The sequence below is a fragment of the Microbacterium algeriense genome, from assembly GCF_008868005.1.
GTDB classification, from domain to species: domain Bacteria; phylum Actinomycetota; class Actinomycetes; order Actinomycetales; family Microbacteriaceae; genus Microbacterium; species Microbacterium algeriense.
In genome coordinates, this window is record NZ_WAAO01000001.1 from 953391 (window position 1) to 969865 (window position 16475).

The window sequence follows — 16475 nt, forward strand, 5'->3', positions numbered from 1 at the left end:
GGAGGGATTCGCGGGCGGATCAGGCGTCTTCGCCGCGCAGCACCCGGCGCAGCTCGGCGATCTCCTCGTCCGTCAGGCCACCGTGGCGCAGGTATCCGGCGACGTCGCCGTGATGCGTGGCGATCCAGTCCATCGCGGTCTCGATCGCCGATGCCGGGGCCTTGGTCGCGAGGGTGTCCAGCTCCGGGGTGAGCGGGATGCCGAGGGCGGTGATGAGACCGGTGAGCGCTTCCGCGAAGCCGCGCGCGAGGTCGGTCTCCGTCTGGGTGTAATCCGCGACGACGGCGTCCCGGGGAACCTCGGCGAGCAGGAGGAGGAGCGCCGAGGCGAGGCCGGTGCGGTCCTTGCCCGCAGTGCAGTGGATGAGGACGCCGGGACGATCGGTGCGGGAGGCCGCCAGCACGGTGCGGGCGATGGTCGCGAACTGCGCGGAACTCCCCTCCAGGATCGCGATGTACAGGTCCTCCAGCGTCGGCACGTGCTGCAGCAGCTCCGCCACCTGGGTCACCGACATCCCGGAGCGCCCCGCGGCGGGCATCATCCGCTTCACCATCTCGTCCATCGCGCCGCCCTGCATGGGGAGCTCGAGCAGCGTCACGCTGCCGTCCTCGGGAAGACGGTCCGCCGAGCGGGCGCGCTCCGCGTCGGTGCGCAGGTCGATCACGGTGCCGATGCCGAGGTCGGCCAGGGCGCGTCGTCCGTCGTCGGTCAGGGCGCCGAGCGCGTCCGAGCGGAACAGGAGCCCGGAGGCGAGCTGCCCGCCGCCGGAGATCGGGAGCCCACCGAGCCCGCGCGCGTTGTGCGTCACCTGCAGAACCGAAGTCACATCCATCGTCGTCCGAGCCCTCTCCCTGGTCGTGGTCTCAGCGTATCGACGACTCCGTCGCGTCTCGGGCCGGACGACGAGACCCCCTCCTGGTGATGTTCCGCCGGGAGGGGCTCTCGACTCGAGGGTCTCAGCCGTTCACGGCCTTCTCGATCGCCTCCTCCAGGTCGTCCCACTCCTGCAGCACGACCTGCTCGCCGTCGACGAAGAACGTCGGGGTGCTGCTCACCTGCAGCCGTTCGCCGTCGCTCTTGTCCGCCTGCACGCGCTGCGCGGTGGCGGGGTCGGCGACCGCGGCGTCGTAGGCGGCCATGTCGAGCCCCAGCTCCTCGGCGAACGCCCGGAACACCTCGGGGGTCTCCTCCGACTCCTCGCCCCACTGCGCCTGGGTCTCGAACAGCCGGTGGTACATGTCCTCGAAGCGATCCTGCCCGGCGGCGGCTTCCGCGGCGATGGCGGCCTGCGTGGAGTTGACGTGTCCCGGCAGAGGGAAGTACCGCACGACATAGGTGATGTCTCCGGCGTACTTCTCGCGGAGTTCTTCGACCACCGGATAGAAGGCGCCGCACGCTTCGCACTCGAAGTCGAGGAACTCCACGACGGTCACCGCGTCCTCCCCGCCCTCATCGAGCACATGCGAGTCGGTGCGGACGGTCTGCTGCGGCTCTCCGCCCTCGGCCGGAGGGGCGGAGCTCCGCTGCGAGAGGGCGAAGACGATCCCGGCGATCAGCAGGACGATGGCGACGGCGATGGCGGTCAGGGTCGCCTTGACAGAGGTTTTCATGGGGTCTCCAGACACAGGGGTACGACGAGGGATGGATGCCGCTGGGGCGGCTCGATGCGCGCGTCGCGGGTCAGGTGCGGGAGATGGATAGCTGCGTGAGGGTGAGCGCGGGGACGAGGAGCAGGGGACCGGCGCGGGGCGGTGCCACCGTGCGCGGTGCGCGTGCCCCGAGAGGGCGGGACCGCCGCCCGGCGAGCCGTCGGAACAGGAGGGCGAGCGCGACGCAGCACAGCGCCGCGATCACGCACAGACCCGCGTCCGAGGAGAGGACGTCGATCACGCTCGCATCCGCCGCGGCGTCCGGGCCCGAAGCGGCGGCCGCCGGATCGGAGACACCGGCCGCGAGACACAGAGTGGCGTGCACGTCGGCGGTGCCGTGCGAGGTGGACCAGGCGCCGACGACGAGGAGGAGCGCGAGGCCGACGGCGGTGATCATCCGGGCGATCAGCAGCCGCTCGTCCCGCGCTCGCGGCATCCGTTCCGGCGATGTGGGCAGCATTTCCCGCGCAGTCTAGCAACGGCGCCTCTGCCCCTCCCGGGGCCCGTGCGTCCCGGAGGTGCCTACACTGGAGGGGTGGCGAGACTACTGATCATCGGCGGCTTCCTCGCCGCCGTGTTCTGGGTGTACAGCATCGTCGACTGCGCCGTGCAGCCGGCGACGCGGCACCGGGGTGTGTCCAAGACCGCCTGGATCTTCATCGTGGTGCTCCTGCCCGTCATCGGCGGCATCCTCTGGTTCGTGATCGGCCGTCGGCGCGCGAACGATTCCGGTGTGCGTCCCGTCATCGCCCCCGATGACGACCCCGCCTTCCTGCGCAGCATCAGCAAGACGGAGCAGGACGCCCGCATCCGCCGCCTCGAGGAGGAGCTCGCCCGTCTCGATGAGGAGAGCGACGAGCCTCCGGCCACGGACCAGCGCCCGTGACCTCGTCGCCGGCGATGGATGCCGCGGCGTCTCTGATCGCCGACCTCGTCGCCCAGGGTGTGCGCGACCTCGTGCTCTCTCCCGGGTCCCGGTCGCAGGCGCTCGCGCTCGCCGCGGTGCGTTTCGCAGAAGAGGGTCCGGTGCGGGTCCACGTCCGCATCGATGAGCGCGTCGCCGGTTTCACGGCGCTCGGGATCGCCCGCGAGACCGGTGTGCCCGCTGCCGTCATCTGCACGTCGGGCACGGCCGTCGCCAATCTGCTGCCCGCCGTGATGGAGGCGTTCCACTCCGGCGTTCCGCTGCTCCTGCTCACCGCCGACCGTCCTCCGGAGCTGCGCGGCGTCGGAGCCAACCAGGCGACCATCCAGGACGGGCTCTTCCACCCCTGGGTGCGCGATCAGCTCGACGCGCCCGTGCCGGGGGACGGCGACTGGTCCGGTCTCGCCGAGCGCGCCGTCGCCGCGGCGATGGGCGCCCGTGCGGGGGAGCACGCACGGCCCGGGGTCGCCGGTCCCGTGCACCTGAACCTGCCGTCGCGGGAGCCGCTCTCCGGAGAGCTGCCGTCCGTCGCGGTCACGCCGGGCGAGGCGCCCCGCCGCATCGCCGGCGAACCGTGGGTGCTCGCGCGCGGACCGCGCACGGTCGTGGTCGCCGGTGCCGACGCCGGACCGGATGCCGAGGAGCTCGCGCATGCGGGCGGCTGGCCCCTGATCGCGGAGATCGTGAGCGGTGCGCGGTTCGGTCGCCAGCTCGTCCACGGCTATCGCCGCCTGCTCCGCCGCGATGACCTCGGCGGGCGCATCGAGCGCGTCGTGGTGCTCGGCCACCCCACGCTCAGCCGTGAGGTCGCGGCGCTGCTGTCGCGGACGGATGTCGAGGTCGTCGCGCGCCACCGCGGCGGCGAGCAGCTCGACCTCAACCACCGCACGCGCGGTGTCGACGCGGTCTCCGTCGCACCCGGTGCCGTCGACCGCGACTGGCTCGGGGCGTGGCTCCAGGCCTCGGCGGCCGAGGTCGTCGACCTGAGCGAGAACGCTCCGGACCCGGAGGGTCTCGCATCCACCGACTTCGCCGCTAGGCGGGAAGCCGTGCGGGCCGAGCTCGACGCGGTCCGCCGCCCGCTCGACAGGGAGCTCCTCGTCGATGCCGTCTGGCGCGCCACCTGGCCGCACGACCGGCTGGTCTTCGGGTCGTCCCGGCTGGTCCGGGTCGCCGACCAGGTGCTCGGCGGAAAGAAGGTCCCCGTGCACGCCAATCGCGGCCTCGCCGGCATCGACGGCACGATCGCCACCGCGACCGGCATCGCCCTCGCCAGCCAGGCGGCCGGCGCCCCCGGCGTGACCCGTGTGCTGCTCGGCGATCTGGCGTTCCTGCACGACGTCGGCGCGCTGCTGCTGCCGCCGGACGAGACCGAGCCGCGCCTGCAGGTGATCGTCGGCAACGACGGCGGCGGCACGATCTTCGACGCACTCGAGGTCGCCGCCTCCGCGCGACCGGCCGACCTGGATCGGGCTTTCTACACGCCGCACAACGTCCGCATCGAGCATCTCGCCCTGGCCTACGGCTGGGAGTACCAGCGCGTCACCACCCGCACGGCGCTGGATCAGGCGCTGACCTCGCCGCGCGGCGGCCGTCAGATCATCGAGGTCCCGCTGCCGCGCTGACTGGCAGGATGTGCGTATGAACGCGCACACCTGGACGCAGACGCTCCGCGTCGGCAGCGGTTTCCGCCTCGCCGACCTCGACCCGGACAGCAAGCCGGGATACGACCACGGCAAGTCCCAGGGGCAGGCCGACCTCGCGGCAGGACTCGACGACCTCAACGGGCTGCAGGAACGGCTGTTCGCCGAGAGTCGCGTCGGCACGGCGAAGGACTCCGTGCTGCTGGTGCTGCAGGCCATGGACTCCGCCGGAAAGGGCGGCATCGTGCGCCATGTGGTGGGCGGGGTCGACCCGCAGGGCGTGGCGCTCGCGGCCTTCAAGGCCCCGACGGCCGAGGAGCGCGAGCATGACTTCCTGTGGCGTGTCGAGACGCGGCTCCCGGAGCCCGGGTTCATCGGCGTGTTCGACCGTTCGCACTATGAGGACGTGCTGATCGGCCGGGTCAGGCAGCTCGCCCCGCCGGAGGAGATCGAGCGCCGCTACGACGCGATCAACGAGTTCGAGGCCCGGGTGGCCGCATCCGGGACGCGCATCATCAAGGTGATGCTGCACATCTCCCCGGAGGAGCAGAAGGAGCGCCTCATGGAGCGCCTGGAGCGGCCGGACAAGTATTGGAAGTACAACCCCGGCGATGTGGACGAGCGGATGCTGTGGCCGCAGTACATGCAGGCGTACCAGACGGTGTTCGACCGCACCTCGACCGAAGCGGCGCCCTGGTACGTGATCCCGGCGAACGCCAAGTGGTACGCGCGCCTCGCGGTGCAGGAGCTGCTGCTCGCCGCTCTGGAGGACATCGACCCGCAGTGGCCCGGCGCGGACTTCGACGTCGAGGCCGAGAAGAAGCGGCTCGCCGCCAGCTGACCCTGCCCCGTCCCGGTGCGCCCGTCCGGGACCGGCGTCAGGCGAGAGCGTCGACGAGGGGACGGAACTTCACGCGCGTCTCCAGCAGCTCGCTCTCCGGGTCGGAACCCGCGACGATCCCCGCTCCGGCGTACGCGGTGACGCCGATCGCGTCCGCCTCGGCGACGAACTGGGCGCACCGCAGCGCGATGGCCCACTCGCCGTTGCCCTCGGCGTCGACCCAGCCCACCGGGCCCGCGTAGCGTCCGCGGTCGAACGGCTCGAGGTCGCGGATCGCCGCGATCGCCGCCGGCGTGGGGGTCCCGGCGACCGCGGCCGTGGGGTGCAGCGCGCGCACCAGGTCGAGCGCGGACTCGCCGTCGGCCAGTTCGCCTTCCACGTCGGTGGCGAGATGGAACAGGTTCGGCAGCTTCAGCAGGAACGGCTGCTCGCTCGCCGCGAGCGCCCTGGTGTGCGCGCGCAGCGAGGCGAGCACGCTCTGCACCGCGTACTGGTGCTCGTCGAGGTCCTTGGTGCTGGAGGCGAGGTGCGTGGACGCCTCGGTGTCGGCGTCCGCGTCGGCGCCGCGCCCGATCGTGCCGGCGAGGACCCGGGCCGTCACGGTGCCCTGCTGCACCGTCACCAGGGTCTCGGGGCTCGCGCCGATCAGACCGTCCACCGCGAAGGCCCAGGTGTCGGGGTACCCCGTCGACAGCGCTCGCACGAGGCGGCGCAGGTCGGAGCCGGCGGGGATCGTGCCGATGAGGTCTCGGGCGAGGACGACCTTGCTCAGCTCGCCGTCCGCGATGCGAGTGAGCGCGCGCCGCACCGAGTCCTGATATCCCTGCGGGCTCTGCGCCCCCGGCCCGACCGTGCCGGCCCAGTGCGGTCCATACGGCTGCGTGGCGAGCGGGGTCGCCGCCCGGGGGTCGGATGCGAGACGGATCCGGGTCTCCCAGAAGCGGTGCCCGTGCCTGCCGAGCACGCGGGTCGGCACGATGAGCACGCTGTCGGCGGCCGACTCCTCGTCGAAGGCGAACGCCCCGAACGCGACGAGCCCGGTTCCGGGCAGTCCGACCGGATCGGAGATCTCCGCCTGGGCCGAGATGCCGCGCCAGACCGTGGCCAGCGCTTGCGAGCGGGGCGTGCCGGCCGCCGGACGCGGGCGTAGCTCCGCAAGCGGCTCCCCGACGGCGACGATCCCGTCTCCGCGGCGCAGCCAGGCGAGCGGACGAGCGGGGTCGGCGTATGCCAGGAGGTCTTCGACCGGGTCGATCTCGCGGGTCTCCACGACCAGGTGGGTGGTGTGCACGTGTCCAGCCTATGCCGCGTCGACGACCCGGAACCGCGTCGTCGTAGGGTGAACGGATGAGCGACGCGCGTCCCGCACCCGGCACCGAGATGGTCTTCCAGTGGCGGAAGTGGGACGGCTCCCCGCACTGGCGTCACGAGTGCGTGTACCTCGGCTCGGACCACTGGGGAGACTGGGTCGGCCAGCCCGCCGGATGGCACAGCATCCGTCCCGGTGCGGAGTTCCACGCGGCGGGTCCGAACGTCACGCTGGTCCCGGCGAGCGCGGACCATGCGCTGACCGTGAACCGTCGTCATCCCCGCGGCATGCGCATCTACATCGACCTCGGCTGGGACATCCGCTGGTCGGACGATCCGCTGCTCGCGACGGGCATCGACATGGATCTCGACGTCGTCCGTGTCGAGGGTGCCCGGGGCACCTGGGTCGACGACCGCGACGAGTGGGCGGAGCACAGCGTCCGCTACGGCTACCCCGCCGCCGTGATGACGCACCTCGAGGCCCTCGCGCTCGACCTGGAGGAGCGGGTGCGCGCACAGACCGCCCCGTTCGACGACGCGACGGCGGATCCGTGGCTCGACCGCCTCGAGGCGCTGAACCTCGCGCCTAGACTGATCCCGTGACCCCGAACGAGAAGAACCGCGCCGACCTCGGCAAGGACCCCGCCCGCGTGAGCGGCATGTTCGACCAGGTCGCCGCAGGCTACGACCGCACGAACACCGCGATGACGTTCGGCAACGACGTCCTGTGGCGCGCCGCCACCACGCGCGCGGTCGCCCCCAAGCCGGGGGAGCGGATCCTCGACCTCGGTGCCGGCACCGCGTCGTCGTCGGCGTCCCTCGCGCGAAGCGGTGCTCAGGTGGTCGCGGCCGACTTCTCGCCGGGGATGCTCGCGGAGGGCGAGCGCCGGCACGGCGCCATGCGCAACCTGTCGTTCGTGCAGGCCGACGCCACCGATCTGCCGTTCGGCGACGGGGAGTTCGATGCGGTCACGATGTCGTATGCGCTGCGCAACGTGAACGATCCGAAGAAGGCGCTGCGCGAGCTGTACCGCGTGACCAAGCCGGGCGGCCGACTCGTGATCAACGAGTTCTCCACCCCGCCGGGCAAGCTGTTCCGCAGTGCGTACCGCTTCTACAACGCGCAGGTGCTGCCGCGCGTCGCCCGGGTCGCGGGCACCAACGGCGACGCCTACGACTACCTCAACGAGTCGATCCGCGAGTGGCCCGACCAGAAGAAGCTGTCGGCCTGGATCCGGGAGGCGGGCTGGGCCGACGTCGCGTACCGGAATCTCTCGTTCGGCATCGTGGCCCTGCACAGAGCGCGCAAGCCGGAGTGATCTCCGCGGACGAAACCGCGTCAGCCGACGCAGGTAGGCTGGGACCGTGACTTCGAGCCCCATCGCCCCGGGTTCGCGACTGGCGAGCCGTCTCGGCTTCAGCGATCGCGTCTTCATCGGCCCCGCCGCCCGCCGCGTCGCCCGCGCCATCGAAGACGGACTGGAGCTGGTCGAGACCGGACTGGCCGAGGACGTGCGCGTCGCCGATCCGCTCGCCGACGCCGCCAGCCGCTACCTGTACGAGGCGGGCGGCAAGCGCATCCGGCCCGTCCTCACGCTCCTGGCCGCACAGCTCGGCGACGGCAACACGGCCGAGGTGATCGATGTCGCGAAGGCTCTGGAGATCACCCACCTGGGCTCGCTGTATCACGACGACGTCATGGACGGCGCGGACCGCCGTCGCGGTGTCCCGGCCGCGCACGCGGTGTGGGGCAACAACATCGCGATCCTCACCGGCGACATCCTGTTCTCGCGCGCCAGTCAGCTCATGTCGCGCCTGGGGGAGCGAGCCATCCGACTGCAGGCCGACACGTTCGAGCGCCTCGTCCTCGGACAGATGCACGAGACCCTCGGACCGCAGGAGGGCGACGACCCGATCGCGTTCTACATCCAGGTGCTCGCCGACAAGACCGGTTCCCTGATCGCCGCGGCGACCCAGGGCGGCGTGATCTTCTCCAACGCCTCCTCGGCGTACGAGGAGCCGCTGCGCGTGTACGGCGAGAAGATCGGCGTGGCCTTCCAGCTGCTCGACGACGTCATCGACCTGTCGGCGAAGCCGGAGGAGACCGGCAAGGTGCCGGGAACCGACCTGCGTGCGGGCGTCCCGACCATGCCCTACCTGCTGCTGAAGGCCGAGGGCGACACCGCGTCGGTCGACCTCGCGGCGCGCATCGACGACGGAGTGGCGCTCATCGCGGACGGCGCCGATCCGGCCATCCTCGACGGCCCTCTGGACGAGCTCCGCGATCACGCCGTGACGCAGAAGACGCTCGAGCTCGCGCATTCCTGGACGCGCGATGCGACCGACGCCCTCGACCCCCTCCCGCGCGGCACCGTCCGCGAGGCGCTGACACGATTCGCTGAGACCCTCGCCGAACGCTCCAGCTGATTCCGCGCGGGCGCCCCTCGGGCTGCCCGCCGGCTGCGTCGGCATACGAAAGGACCTCCCATGACCAAGCTCAGACTGGCCATCGTCGGTGCGGGACCCGCCGGCATCTACGCCGCGGACATCCTGCTGAAGGCCGAGCGCAAGTTCGACGTGTCGATCGACCTCTTCGAGCAGCTGCCGGCTCCCTACGGGCTCGTCCGCTACGGCGTCGCGCCCGATCACCCGCGCATCAAGGGCATCATCACGGCGCTGCGCGATGTCCTCGATCGCGGTGACATCCGCCTGTTCGGCAACGTCCGCTTCGGCGAGGACATCACCCTCGACGACCTCAAGAAGCACTACAACGCCGTGATCTTCGCGACCGGGGCGATCCGCGACACCTCGCTCGACATCCCCGGCATCGACGCCGTGGCCTCGTACGGGGCCGCGGACTACGTGAGCTGGTTCGACGGGCATCCGGACGTGCCGCGGGAGTGGCCGCTGGACGCGGCCTCCGTCGGGGTGCTGGGCAACGGCAACGTGGCGCTCGACGTCGCCCGCATGCTCGCGAAGCATGCGGAGGACCTGCTCGTCACCGAGGTCCCGGCGAACGTCTACGAGGGGCTGAAGGCCAGCGTGGTGACCGACGTGCACATCTTCGGACGCCGCGGACCCGCGCAGGTGAAGTTCACACCGCTCGAACTGCGCGAGCTCGGCGAGCTGCGCGATGTCGACATGGTCGTGTACGACGAGGACTTCGACTACGACGAGGCCTCGAAGGATGCGGTCGCCAGCAACAAGCAGGTCATGGTGATCGACCGGATCCTGCAGTCGTGGCGCAAGCGCGACTCGGTCAACAACGCCGGCGGGACGGCATCTCGGCGTCTGCACCTGCATTTCTGGGCGAAGCCGGTGGAGGTGCGCAAGGACGAGACGGGTCGCGTCGCCGCTCTCGTGTACGAGCGCACGAAGCCCGATGGTCAGGGTGGTGCCGTGGGCACGGGAGAGCTGCGCGAGGTGCCGCTGCAGGCTCTGTACCGCGCGATCGGCTACTTCGGCTCCCCGCTGCCCGGCGTGCCGTTCGACAAGAAGCACGGGGTGATCCCCAATCGCGAGGGCCAGGTGCTCGCGAAGGACTCCAACGAGCAGGTGCCCGGCATCTACGCCACGGGCTGGATCAAGCGCGGACCGGTCGGACTGATCGGGCACACCAAGTCCGACGCGATGGAGACCGTCCGGCACATCATCAACGACCAGGGGTCGTGGTGGCACCCGGAGGACCCCAGCGAGGACGCGATTCCGGCCCTCCTCGCCGAGCGCGGCGTCGCCTGGACGGACCTGGACGGCTGGCATCGCCTCGACGAGCACGAGATCGCCCTCGGAGCGCCCGAGGAGCGCGCCCGGATCAAGGTCGTCCCGCGCGACGAGATGGTGCGCGTGTCCCGAGGCGAGTAGCGCCCTCCCGGACCCGCATCCCCCTCCCGGGCGTCTGCTCGGCTAGCCTGGCGGCGAGGGGGAGGAACGCATGGCGGATTGGATCCCTGATGTGCTCGGCGACGAGTTCGAGCAGCTGACGCTCGACCTCGGCACCGACGAGCAGGGCCCGGTGGTGGCGACCCTGGTGCGCGCCCTCCCGCCCGAGCAGGAGTGGTGGGACCGGGTGCGCGGGCGGCGTCGGCTTCTCGACGGGGTCGATGTGCTGTACGTCCACGGCTGGTCGGACTACTTCTTCCAGAAGCGGCTCGCCCGGTTCTGGACGTCACGCGGAGCCCGGTTCTTCGCGCTCGACCTGCGCAAGTACGGTCGCAGTCTGCGCGAAGGACAGACGCCCGGTTACATCGCGGACCTGGCGATCTACGACCAGGACATCGGCGCGGCCCTCGAGGCGATGGGACGCGGGCTGGGCGGCAACGAGTCCGCGCGCGGCCTCGTCCTCTTCGGGCATTCCACGGGCGGGCTCACCCTGAGCCTGTGGGCGTCGCGGCATCCGGGGGTCGCAGACGCGGTGGTGCTGAACAGCCCCTGGCTGGAGTTCCAGTTCGCGCCGGCGCGCGCGGCGCTGGCTCCCGTGGTGGAGCTTCAGGCGCGGATCCGACCGATGGAGGTCGCGCCGCAGGTCGACCTCGGCTATTACACGCGCGCGCAGCAGGAGGTCGCCGACCCCGATGATCCGATGGAGATCGACACGGCGTGGCGGCCCGTGCAGACGATGGCGGTGTACGCGGGGTGGCTGCACGCGGTCCTCACCGGCCACAAGACCGTGGCGGCGGGGCTGTCCATCTCGGCGCCGGTGTGCGTGCTGCTCTCGGCGCGATTCGTGCCGCCCACCCGCTGGTCGGAGGAGCTGACCTCGGCGGATTCCGTGCTGGTGGTGGACGACATCGCCCGTGCGGCGCTCCGGCTCGGCCCCTCGGTCACCGTGGAGCGGATCGACGGCGCTCTGCACGACGTCTTCCTCTCCCGCCATGCCGCTCGGGAAGAGGCCTATGCGCGGCTCGAACGCTGGGTCACCGGCTGGCGTGCATCGGCCGGCCTGCGTCGGCCCGAGCCCCGTCAGACGTAGTACATCTCGCGCGCCAGACGCTCGGCCGCGTCGCCGTCGCCGCGGCGGATCGCGTCGCGGAAATCGATGTAGACCTGCTGCATCCGGAGGCGGTCGCCCCGCGGGACCGCCCAGCCGCGCAGATTGCGCGATAGCACCATGCTCGCGTCGGCGATGAGGGAGCGGTGCTGCGCGTTCCCGCAGTGCTCGCCCAGGTACGAGAACACGGCCCACCGGGTGAGGGAGGTCCTCGCGCTGTCGTCGATCGACGCGTACATCGTCGCGACGAGCTCGACGACGTGTTCCCGCTGCGCCGGTGTGATCCGCGGCGCGGCCAGCCGGGCGGCGATGCCTCCCTGATGACCGGCGAACACCAGCGACTGCGCGACCGTCTCAGCGGTGACGGGCGTGACCTCGGTGTAGCGGCTGGGGTACATGGTCACCATCCCCAGGCGTTCGAGGCGTTGGAGAGCCTCGCGCACCGGTGTGCGCGAGACGTGCAGCTCCTCCGCGACGTCGACGTCGCGGATGCGTTCCCCGGCGGCCAGCGTGCCGTCGATGATCCGCCTGCCGATGTAGTGGTAGACCTCCTCAGCCAGAAGCTGCTTGCTCTCGCCGATGCTCGTCGACCGAATACGCTGCATGGACCTGCCCCCAGTTGTCCTTCAATCCCGGGCGCCCCATGATTCACCCGGGAGGGAAACTACATCATGAAGTCGCGTCTGATGCCAATGAGCCCCGTCCGGCCGTGATCCGCGTGGGGGCGCGCAGCACGGGACGGGCGGGGTCCTTCTCACTCGAGGGTCTGTGGCCGGCGGGCGCTTCCGCATCCGCCGACCACAGGAGACGCACGCGCGTGGAACCGCTGTGGCCTCGTCCCCACGAGGGCTGGCTCGCAGTCCCGAAGAGCGTCGCCGGCGACGGGTGCCCGTCACGCGGTGGTTGCGTCATCGGTCGCATCGAGTCGACCGCCTCCAGTCTTGAGCACCACAACCGGTATATCGGTATGCAATCTCGCGAGAGCACGCAGAAGGGGTCGGAGGCCGTGGCATCCGACCCCTCCTCGGGCCTGGAACCGCTGGCGCCGGGAGCGAGCTCCGCACGGAGAACAGGCATTCCGTGTGGGGCGCGCGGGAACGCCCGCAGACCGCATCGGCGGGCACCGGGTCCCGATCAGGGGAGGTCGTCGAGGACGAGCTCCCCCCGAGCGTTCAGCGCCGTCATCATTCGCTCGATGCGGTGGCTGTCGACCTTCGGAAGATCCTCGGAGTCGAACTCCAGGATCAAGGGGATGCTCGGGTGCATCCACGCGGTCATCCTGCCGGCGCGCCCCTGGGCTGCGGGCCAGGTCATCATGAAGCTCTCGTGACGACGCAGCTTCGTGCCCATCACGATCTTCAGGTGGACCAGCGTTTCGTCGTCCACTTCGATCGCAGGACGCGAACTGTTGTACTCGAGGTTTCCCATGGGCAAAGGATACGCGCGGCGAGTCCCCGCGGTGTCCGTCGCGCCGAGCTGGACTTCAACGGGACTCGCAGCTTCGGAGGCCGTTCGTGTGCTGGGATGGGCGACATGCAGACGATGGAGCGGACCGAAATCATCATCGACGGCGACAGCACGTTTCTCGCCCAGGACCAGGACCTCGACCGCATCCTCAGATCTGTGGAGGCCGCAGCGAACGGACCGGCGGCCTTCGTGGAATTCGTCGCCGTGGGCAACCGTCGGGTGCGCGTACTCGTCACTCCGCGTTCGCGCATCGTGGTCACGACCGCGACCGTCCAGTTCGACCCTCGTGACACCGGTGACGAGGCGACGCCGTTCGGCGGTCTCTTCGACTTCGATCCCGATCGACTGTGAGCCGTGATCAGGGGCACGCGGTCATCCCCGCGCCGCCACCTGTCTCTCGCCGACCGGCCCGACGGGCTGCTTACCGGTAGTTGATGAACTGCAGGTCGACGTCGAGGTCGGAGCCCTTGAGGAGCGCGATCACGGACTGCAGGTCGTCGCGGCTCTTGGACTGCACGCGCAGCTCGTCGCCCTGGATCTGGCTCTTGACACCCTTGGGGCCCTCGTCGCGGATGATCTTGTTGATCTTCTTCGCGTTCTCGGAGGAGATGCCGTCCTTGAGCGTCGAGACGATGCGGAACTCCTTGCCGCTCGCGAAGGGCTCGCCCGAGTCGAGGCTCTTCAGCGAGATGCCGCGCTTGATGAGCTTGGACTGGAACACGTCGAGAACCGCCTTGGCCCGCTCCTCGGTGTTGGCGATGATCAGGATGCTCTCACCGCTCCAGGCGATCGACGCACCGGTGCCCTTGAAGTCGTAGCGCTGCTCGATCTCCTTGCGGGCCTGGTTCAGGGCGTTCTCCGCCTCCTGGTGATCCACCTTCGAGACGATGTCAAATGAGCTGTCAGCCATGACTCCACTGTAACCGGGGCGCGAGCGCGTGTCCCATACTGGCGAGATGAGCCTGCGTCGCGACAGCGAGAGCCCGAAGCGCGCAGCCCGGCGTGCCAGGGAGGCGCGCTGGCCGATCCTCCGGACGATTCGCAAGATGGATGCGAACGACTGGGAGCTCCGGGTCATCGTCCCGTTGTTCACGCTCTTGCTCGTGCTCGCCGTGATCATGGGCTGGGTTCGGTAGGAGCAAGGGAAGCCCCGGGCCCCGACGGCCGTCAACGGCTGCCGATCCACGCAGGTCGCTAGTCCGCTCGCTGTCGAGTGCTCCCCGCACGGCTGAGGTCCACTGCTTAGACTGCCCGGATGCCGATGTCCAGCTATGTCCAGTCGATCCGTGCGCGGATCGGTCAGGACTTCCTGCTTCTCCCTGGCGTCACGGCCGTCATTCGAGACGGTGAGCGGTTCCTCCTCGCGCGGCACGCGCACTCCGGGCTCTGGAGTCTGATCGGCGGTGGGGTCGAGCCCGGCGAAGACCCCGCGGACGCTGTGGATCGCGAGGTCTTCGAAGAGACGGGAGCTCGGATCCGGATCACCGGTGTCATCGGCGCCTACGGCGGAGAACCTCTGGCAGTCACGTATCCCAATGGTGATCAGGTCGGCTACGTGACGATCGCGTACGAGTGCGAACTGCTCAGCGAGGCGACGCCGGACCTCGACGAGATCATCGAACTCGGGTGGTTTCCACGTGAAGTCATCTCCGCTTTGCCGCGGCGTGACTGGATAGATCGTGTGATCCAGGATGCGCCGGGAGATGCCGGTCGCTGACGAGCGTCACCGGCTCTGCGGCCGGATGCGTCGGTCGGTTCGGCTACTCCTCCTGCACCGGCGCCGGTGCTCAAGGGGTCACGGCATAGACATTGGCCGAGATCCGGGTGGCTCCGTCCGGCGTCGGATAGTCGTCCGGAACCGTCACGAAGTGTCCGGCGGGACCGCTCAGCTCGACGGGCCCCTGTTCGCCTCCGCAGGCCATGAGCCAGAGGTCGTTGTCCGGATAGGCGAGGACGCAGACCGCCCCGACCTCGACGCCGCGCAGCAGCCAGATCGATGTGCCCTCGTGCTCGCCCACCAGTCGTGCCGAGGGCAGGTCCGCGACGTCGCCGGAGTCCTCCGCCACCACCGAGTCCGGCACCATATCGGCGGGTTCGGCCTCGCGGTCCAGCACGTCGTAGCTCGTGGCGAACGCGGTGCAGCCGCTGAGAGCGACCGCGGACGCCGCCAGTGCGACACCCGCCGTCATCCGCGCGACATGGAGCGAAGTGATTGCCATGCGCCGAGTCTACGAGTCGCGTCCCGCCCGAACTGGTGGAAGCGTTTTCATGCATCGATGCCCTCGTCTCGACGGTTACGGGTTGATATCGACGCTGTCCGTCGTTGCAAACAGTGTCGTTTTCGTTGCATACTGTAAGCGCTTGCAGTACATGCAGGCCAACAGCACTGAGAGAGGCACACACCAATGAAGGTGAACAAGAGGGGCATCGTCGCCGCGGGCGCGATCGCCATCGTTTCGACTCTGACGCTTGCCGGCTGCGCCGCGGGGAACAGCGGCGATGAGACCTCCGACTCCCAGGACGGCGGAAAGCTCGTCGTCTGGGTCGACGCCGAGCGCGTGGACGCCCTGCAGGGCGCGGCGGACGCCTACGAGGAGAAGACCGGCGTCAAGGTCGAGCTCACGGGCAAGTCGGTCGACGACATGAAGGACGACTTCATCCAGCAGGTGCCGACCGGCAAGGGCCCCGACATCGTCATGGGCGCGCACGACTGGCTGGGCGAGCTCAGCACCAACGGCGTCGTCGCTCCGATCGAGCTCGGCGACAGCTCCGAGGACTACCTCCCGGTGGCGCTGCAGGCGGCCACTTACGAGGGCACCGTCTACATGCTCCCGTACGCGGTCGAGAACATCGCCGTGCTGCGCAACGCCGACCTCGTCCCGGAGGCTCCGACGAGCTTTGACGACATGGTGTCGAAGGGCACGTTCGTCGTCGAGCAGGGCGCCGAGGGCAACCCGTACCACCTGTACCCCTTCCAGACGGCTTTCGGTGCTCCGGTCTTCGGCACGGACGAGTCCGGCAGCTACGACCCGACCGACCTCCAGCTGGGCAGCGAGGGCGGCTTCGCCTTCGCCGACTGGCTGGGCGCGCAGGGCGCAGCGGGCACGCTGAACACCGACATCGACGGTGAGATCGCCAAGCAGCAGTTCCTCGACGGGACCGCGGCCTTCTGGCTGACCGGCCCGTGGAACGTCGGAGCCGCGACGGACGCCGGCATCAACGTCGCGATCGACCCGATCCCGAGCCCGACCGGTGAGACCGCGTCGCCGTTCGCCGGCGTCAAGGGCTTCTTCGTGAGCTCCGAGTCGAAGAACAAGGTCGCCGCGAACGACTTCCTCGTCAACTACCTCGGCACCGAAGACGTGCAGCTTGAGCTGTTCAAGGCCGGCAACGTCCTGCCTGCGCTGACCGCCGCCGCCGACTCCGCCGCCTCCGACCCGATCATCGCCGGCTTCCAGGCCGTCGGCGCCGACGCCGTGCCGATGCCCGCCATCCCGGCCATGGGCTCGGTGTGGCAGTTCTGGGGCGTGGCCGAGGCCGCGATCATCAACGGCGCGGACCCGACGACGACGTGGCAGAAGCTCGTCGACGACGTGACCGCCGCGATCAAGTAACAGCCGGAACCACTGACTCTGCCGGGGTGGGCGTCTTCGCC

Annotated in this window: 20 protein-coding genes; 12 read left to right on the forward strand and 8 right to left on the reverse strand. The window is 70.1% G+C overall.

Going from position 1 to position 16475, the window contains the following annotated elements:
* Positions 1–19: 19 nt before the first annotated feature.
* The 3 genes from F6A08_RS04595 to F6A08_RS04605 all read right to left on the reverse strand — a co-directional run bounded on the left by F6A08_RS04595 (position 20) and on the right by F6A08_RS04605 (position 2109).
* Positions 20–832 (reverse strand): tyrosine-protein phosphatase, encoded by an 813-nt coding sequence (locus F6A08_RS04595; RefSeq protein WP_151458749.1) that lies wholly within the window; start codon positions 830–832, stop codon positions 20–22.
* Between the two features lie 124 nt (positions 833–956).
* Positions 957–1610, reverse strand: coding sequence for a DsbA family protein (locus F6A08_RS04600; protein ID WP_151458750.1), 654 nt, complete (start codon positions 1608–1610; stop codon positions 957–959).
* A gap of 70 nt (positions 1611–1680) precedes the next feature.
* Positions 1681–2109, reverse strand: a complete 429-nt coding sequence (locus F6A08_RS04605) for a hypothetical protein (RefSeq protein ID WP_192576683.1) — start codon at positions 2107–2109, stop codon at positions 1681–1683.
* A 75-nt stretch (positions 2110–2184) separates the two neighbouring features.
* On the opposite strand from F6A08_RS04605, the gene F6A08_RS04610 reads away from it, so the two are divergent.
* From F6A08_RS04610 to F6A08_RS04620, 3 genes are read left to right on the forward strand one after another with little or no spacing between them, the layout of a single operon-like run.
* Positions 2185–2535, forward strand: coding sequence for a PLD nuclease N-terminal domain-containing protein (locus F6A08_RS04610; RefSeq protein WP_017201630.1), 351 nt, complete (start codon positions 2185–2187; stop codon positions 2533–2535).
* Positions 2536–2549: 14 nt separating this feature from the next.
* On the forward strand, positions 2550–4199 hold the full coding sequence (menD, locus tag F6A08_RS04615; RefSeq protein WP_151459107.1) for a 2-succinyl-5-enolpyruvyl-6-hydroxy-3-cyclohexene-1-carboxylic-acid synthase: 1650 nt from the start codon (positions 2550–2552) through the stop codon (positions 4197–4199).
* Positions 4200–4215: 16 nt separating this feature from the next.
* Positions 4216–5058: a polyphosphate kinase 2 family protein gene (locus F6A08_RS04620; protein WP_151458752.1), complete on the forward strand. Its 843-nt coding sequence runs from the start codon at positions 4216–4218 to the stop codon at positions 5056–5058.
* A 37-nt stretch (positions 5059–5095) separates the two neighbouring features.
* Here the strand turns inward: F6A08_RS04620 and F6A08_RS04625 are convergent, their stop codons facing one another.
* Positions 5096–6349 (reverse strand): isochorismate synthase, encoded by a 1254-nt coding sequence (locus F6A08_RS04625; protein WP_151458753.1) that lies wholly within the window; start codon positions 6347–6349, stop codon positions 5096–5098.
* A gap of 56 nt (positions 6350–6405) precedes the next feature.
* Here F6A08_RS04625 and F6A08_RS04630 point away from each other — a divergent pair, with 56 nt between their 5' ends.
* The 5 genes from F6A08_RS04630 to F6A08_RS04650 all read left to right on the forward strand — a co-directional run bounded on the left by F6A08_RS04630 (position 6406) and on the right by F6A08_RS04650 (position 11335).
* Positions 6406–6969, forward strand: coding sequence for a DUF402 domain-containing protein (locus F6A08_RS04630; protein ID WP_124896310.1), 564 nt, complete (start codon positions 6406–6408; stop codon positions 6967–6969).
* Positions 6966–7685, forward strand: coding sequence for a class I SAM-dependent methyltransferase (locus tag F6A08_RS04635; RefSeq protein WP_124896309.1), 720 nt, complete (start codon positions 6966–6968; stop codon positions 7683–7685). Before F6A08_RS04630 ends, F6A08_RS04635 begins: the two co-directional genes overlap by 4 nt.
* Positions 7686–7731: 46 nt before the next feature.
* Positions 7732–8793 (forward strand): polyprenyl synthetase family protein, encoded by a 1062-nt coding sequence (locus tag F6A08_RS04640; protein ID WP_151458754.1) that lies wholly within the window; start codon positions 7732–7734, stop codon positions 8791–8793.
* A gap of 60 nt (positions 8794–8853) precedes the next feature.
* On the forward strand, positions 8854–10227 hold the full coding sequence (locus F6A08_RS04645; protein ID WP_151458755.1) for an FAD-dependent oxidoreductase: 1374 nt from the start codon (positions 8854–8856) through the stop codon (positions 10225–10227).
* A gap of 70 nt (positions 10228–10297) precedes the next feature.
* On the forward strand, positions 10298–11335 hold the full coding sequence (locus tag F6A08_RS04650) for an alpha/beta hydrolase (protein ID WP_151458756.1): 1038 nt from the start codon (positions 10298–10300) through the stop codon (positions 11333–11335).
* Here the strand turns inward: F6A08_RS04650 and F6A08_RS04655 are convergent.
* Both F6A08_RS04655 and F6A08_RS04660 read right to left on the reverse strand, forming a co-directional pair.
* On the reverse strand, positions 11326–11958 hold the full coding sequence (locus F6A08_RS04655) for a GntR family transcriptional regulator (RefSeq protein ID WP_017201621.1): 633 nt from the start codon (positions 11956–11958) through the stop codon (positions 11326–11328). The two genes, F6A08_RS04650 and F6A08_RS04655, sit on opposite strands and share 10 nt — an antisense overlap.
* Before the next feature lie 529 nt (positions 11959–12487).
* On the reverse strand, positions 12488–12781 hold the full coding sequence (locus tag F6A08_RS04660) for a DUF7882 family protein (protein WP_151458757.1): 294 nt from the start codon (positions 12779–12781) through the stop codon (positions 12488–12490).
* A gap of 96 nt (positions 12782–12877) precedes the next feature.
* Here F6A08_RS04660 and F6A08_RS04665 point away from each other — a divergent pair, with 96 nt between their 5' ends.
* Complete coding sequence (locus F6A08_RS04665; protein WP_124896305.1) at positions 12878–13171, forward strand: hypothetical protein; 294 nt, start codon at positions 12878–12880, stop codon at positions 13169–13171.
* A 70-nt stretch (positions 13172–13241) separates the two neighbouring features.
* Here the strand turns inward: F6A08_RS04665 and F6A08_RS04670 are convergent, their stop codons facing one another.
* On the reverse strand, positions 13242–13730 hold the full coding sequence (locus F6A08_RS04670; protein WP_017201618.1) for a YajQ family cyclic di-GMP-binding protein: 489 nt from the start codon (positions 13728–13730) through the stop codon (positions 13242–13244).
* 46 nt (positions 13731–13776) lie between these two features.
* Here F6A08_RS04670 and F6A08_RS04675 point away from each other — a divergent pair, with 46 nt between their 5' ends.
* Both F6A08_RS04675 and F6A08_RS04680 read left to right on the forward strand, forming a co-directional pair.
* Positions 13777–13956: a hypothetical protein gene (locus F6A08_RS04675; RefSeq protein WP_124896304.1), complete on the forward strand. Its 180-nt coding sequence runs from the start codon at positions 13777–13779 to the stop codon at positions 13954–13956.
* Positions 13957–14075: 119 nt separating this feature from the next.
* The gene (locus tag F6A08_RS04680) at positions 14076–14537 is read left to right on the forward strand and encodes an NUDIX domain-containing protein (protein WP_225855735.1); all 462 of its coding nucleotides are present in this window, start codon (positions 14076–14078) and stop codon (positions 14535–14537) included.
* Between the two features lie 70 nt (positions 14538–14607).
* On the opposite strand, the gene F6A08_RS04685 is transcribed toward F6A08_RS04680, so the two are convergent.
* Positions 14608–15039 carry a hypothetical protein gene (locus F6A08_RS04685; RefSeq protein WP_124896303.1) on the reverse strand — a complete coding sequence of 144 codons (432 nt, stop codon included), beginning with the start codon at positions 15037–15039 and terminating at the stop codon, positions 14608–14610.
* Positions 15040–15225: 186 nt separating this feature from the next.
* Here F6A08_RS04685 and F6A08_RS04690 point away from each other — a divergent pair, with 186 nt between their 5' ends.
* Entirely contained in the window at positions 15226–16434 is a 1209-nt protein-coding gene (locus F6A08_RS04690; RefSeq protein ID WP_124896302.1) for a sugar ABC transporter substrate-binding protein, read from the forward strand.
* Positions 16435–16475 lie beyond the last annotated feature (41 nt).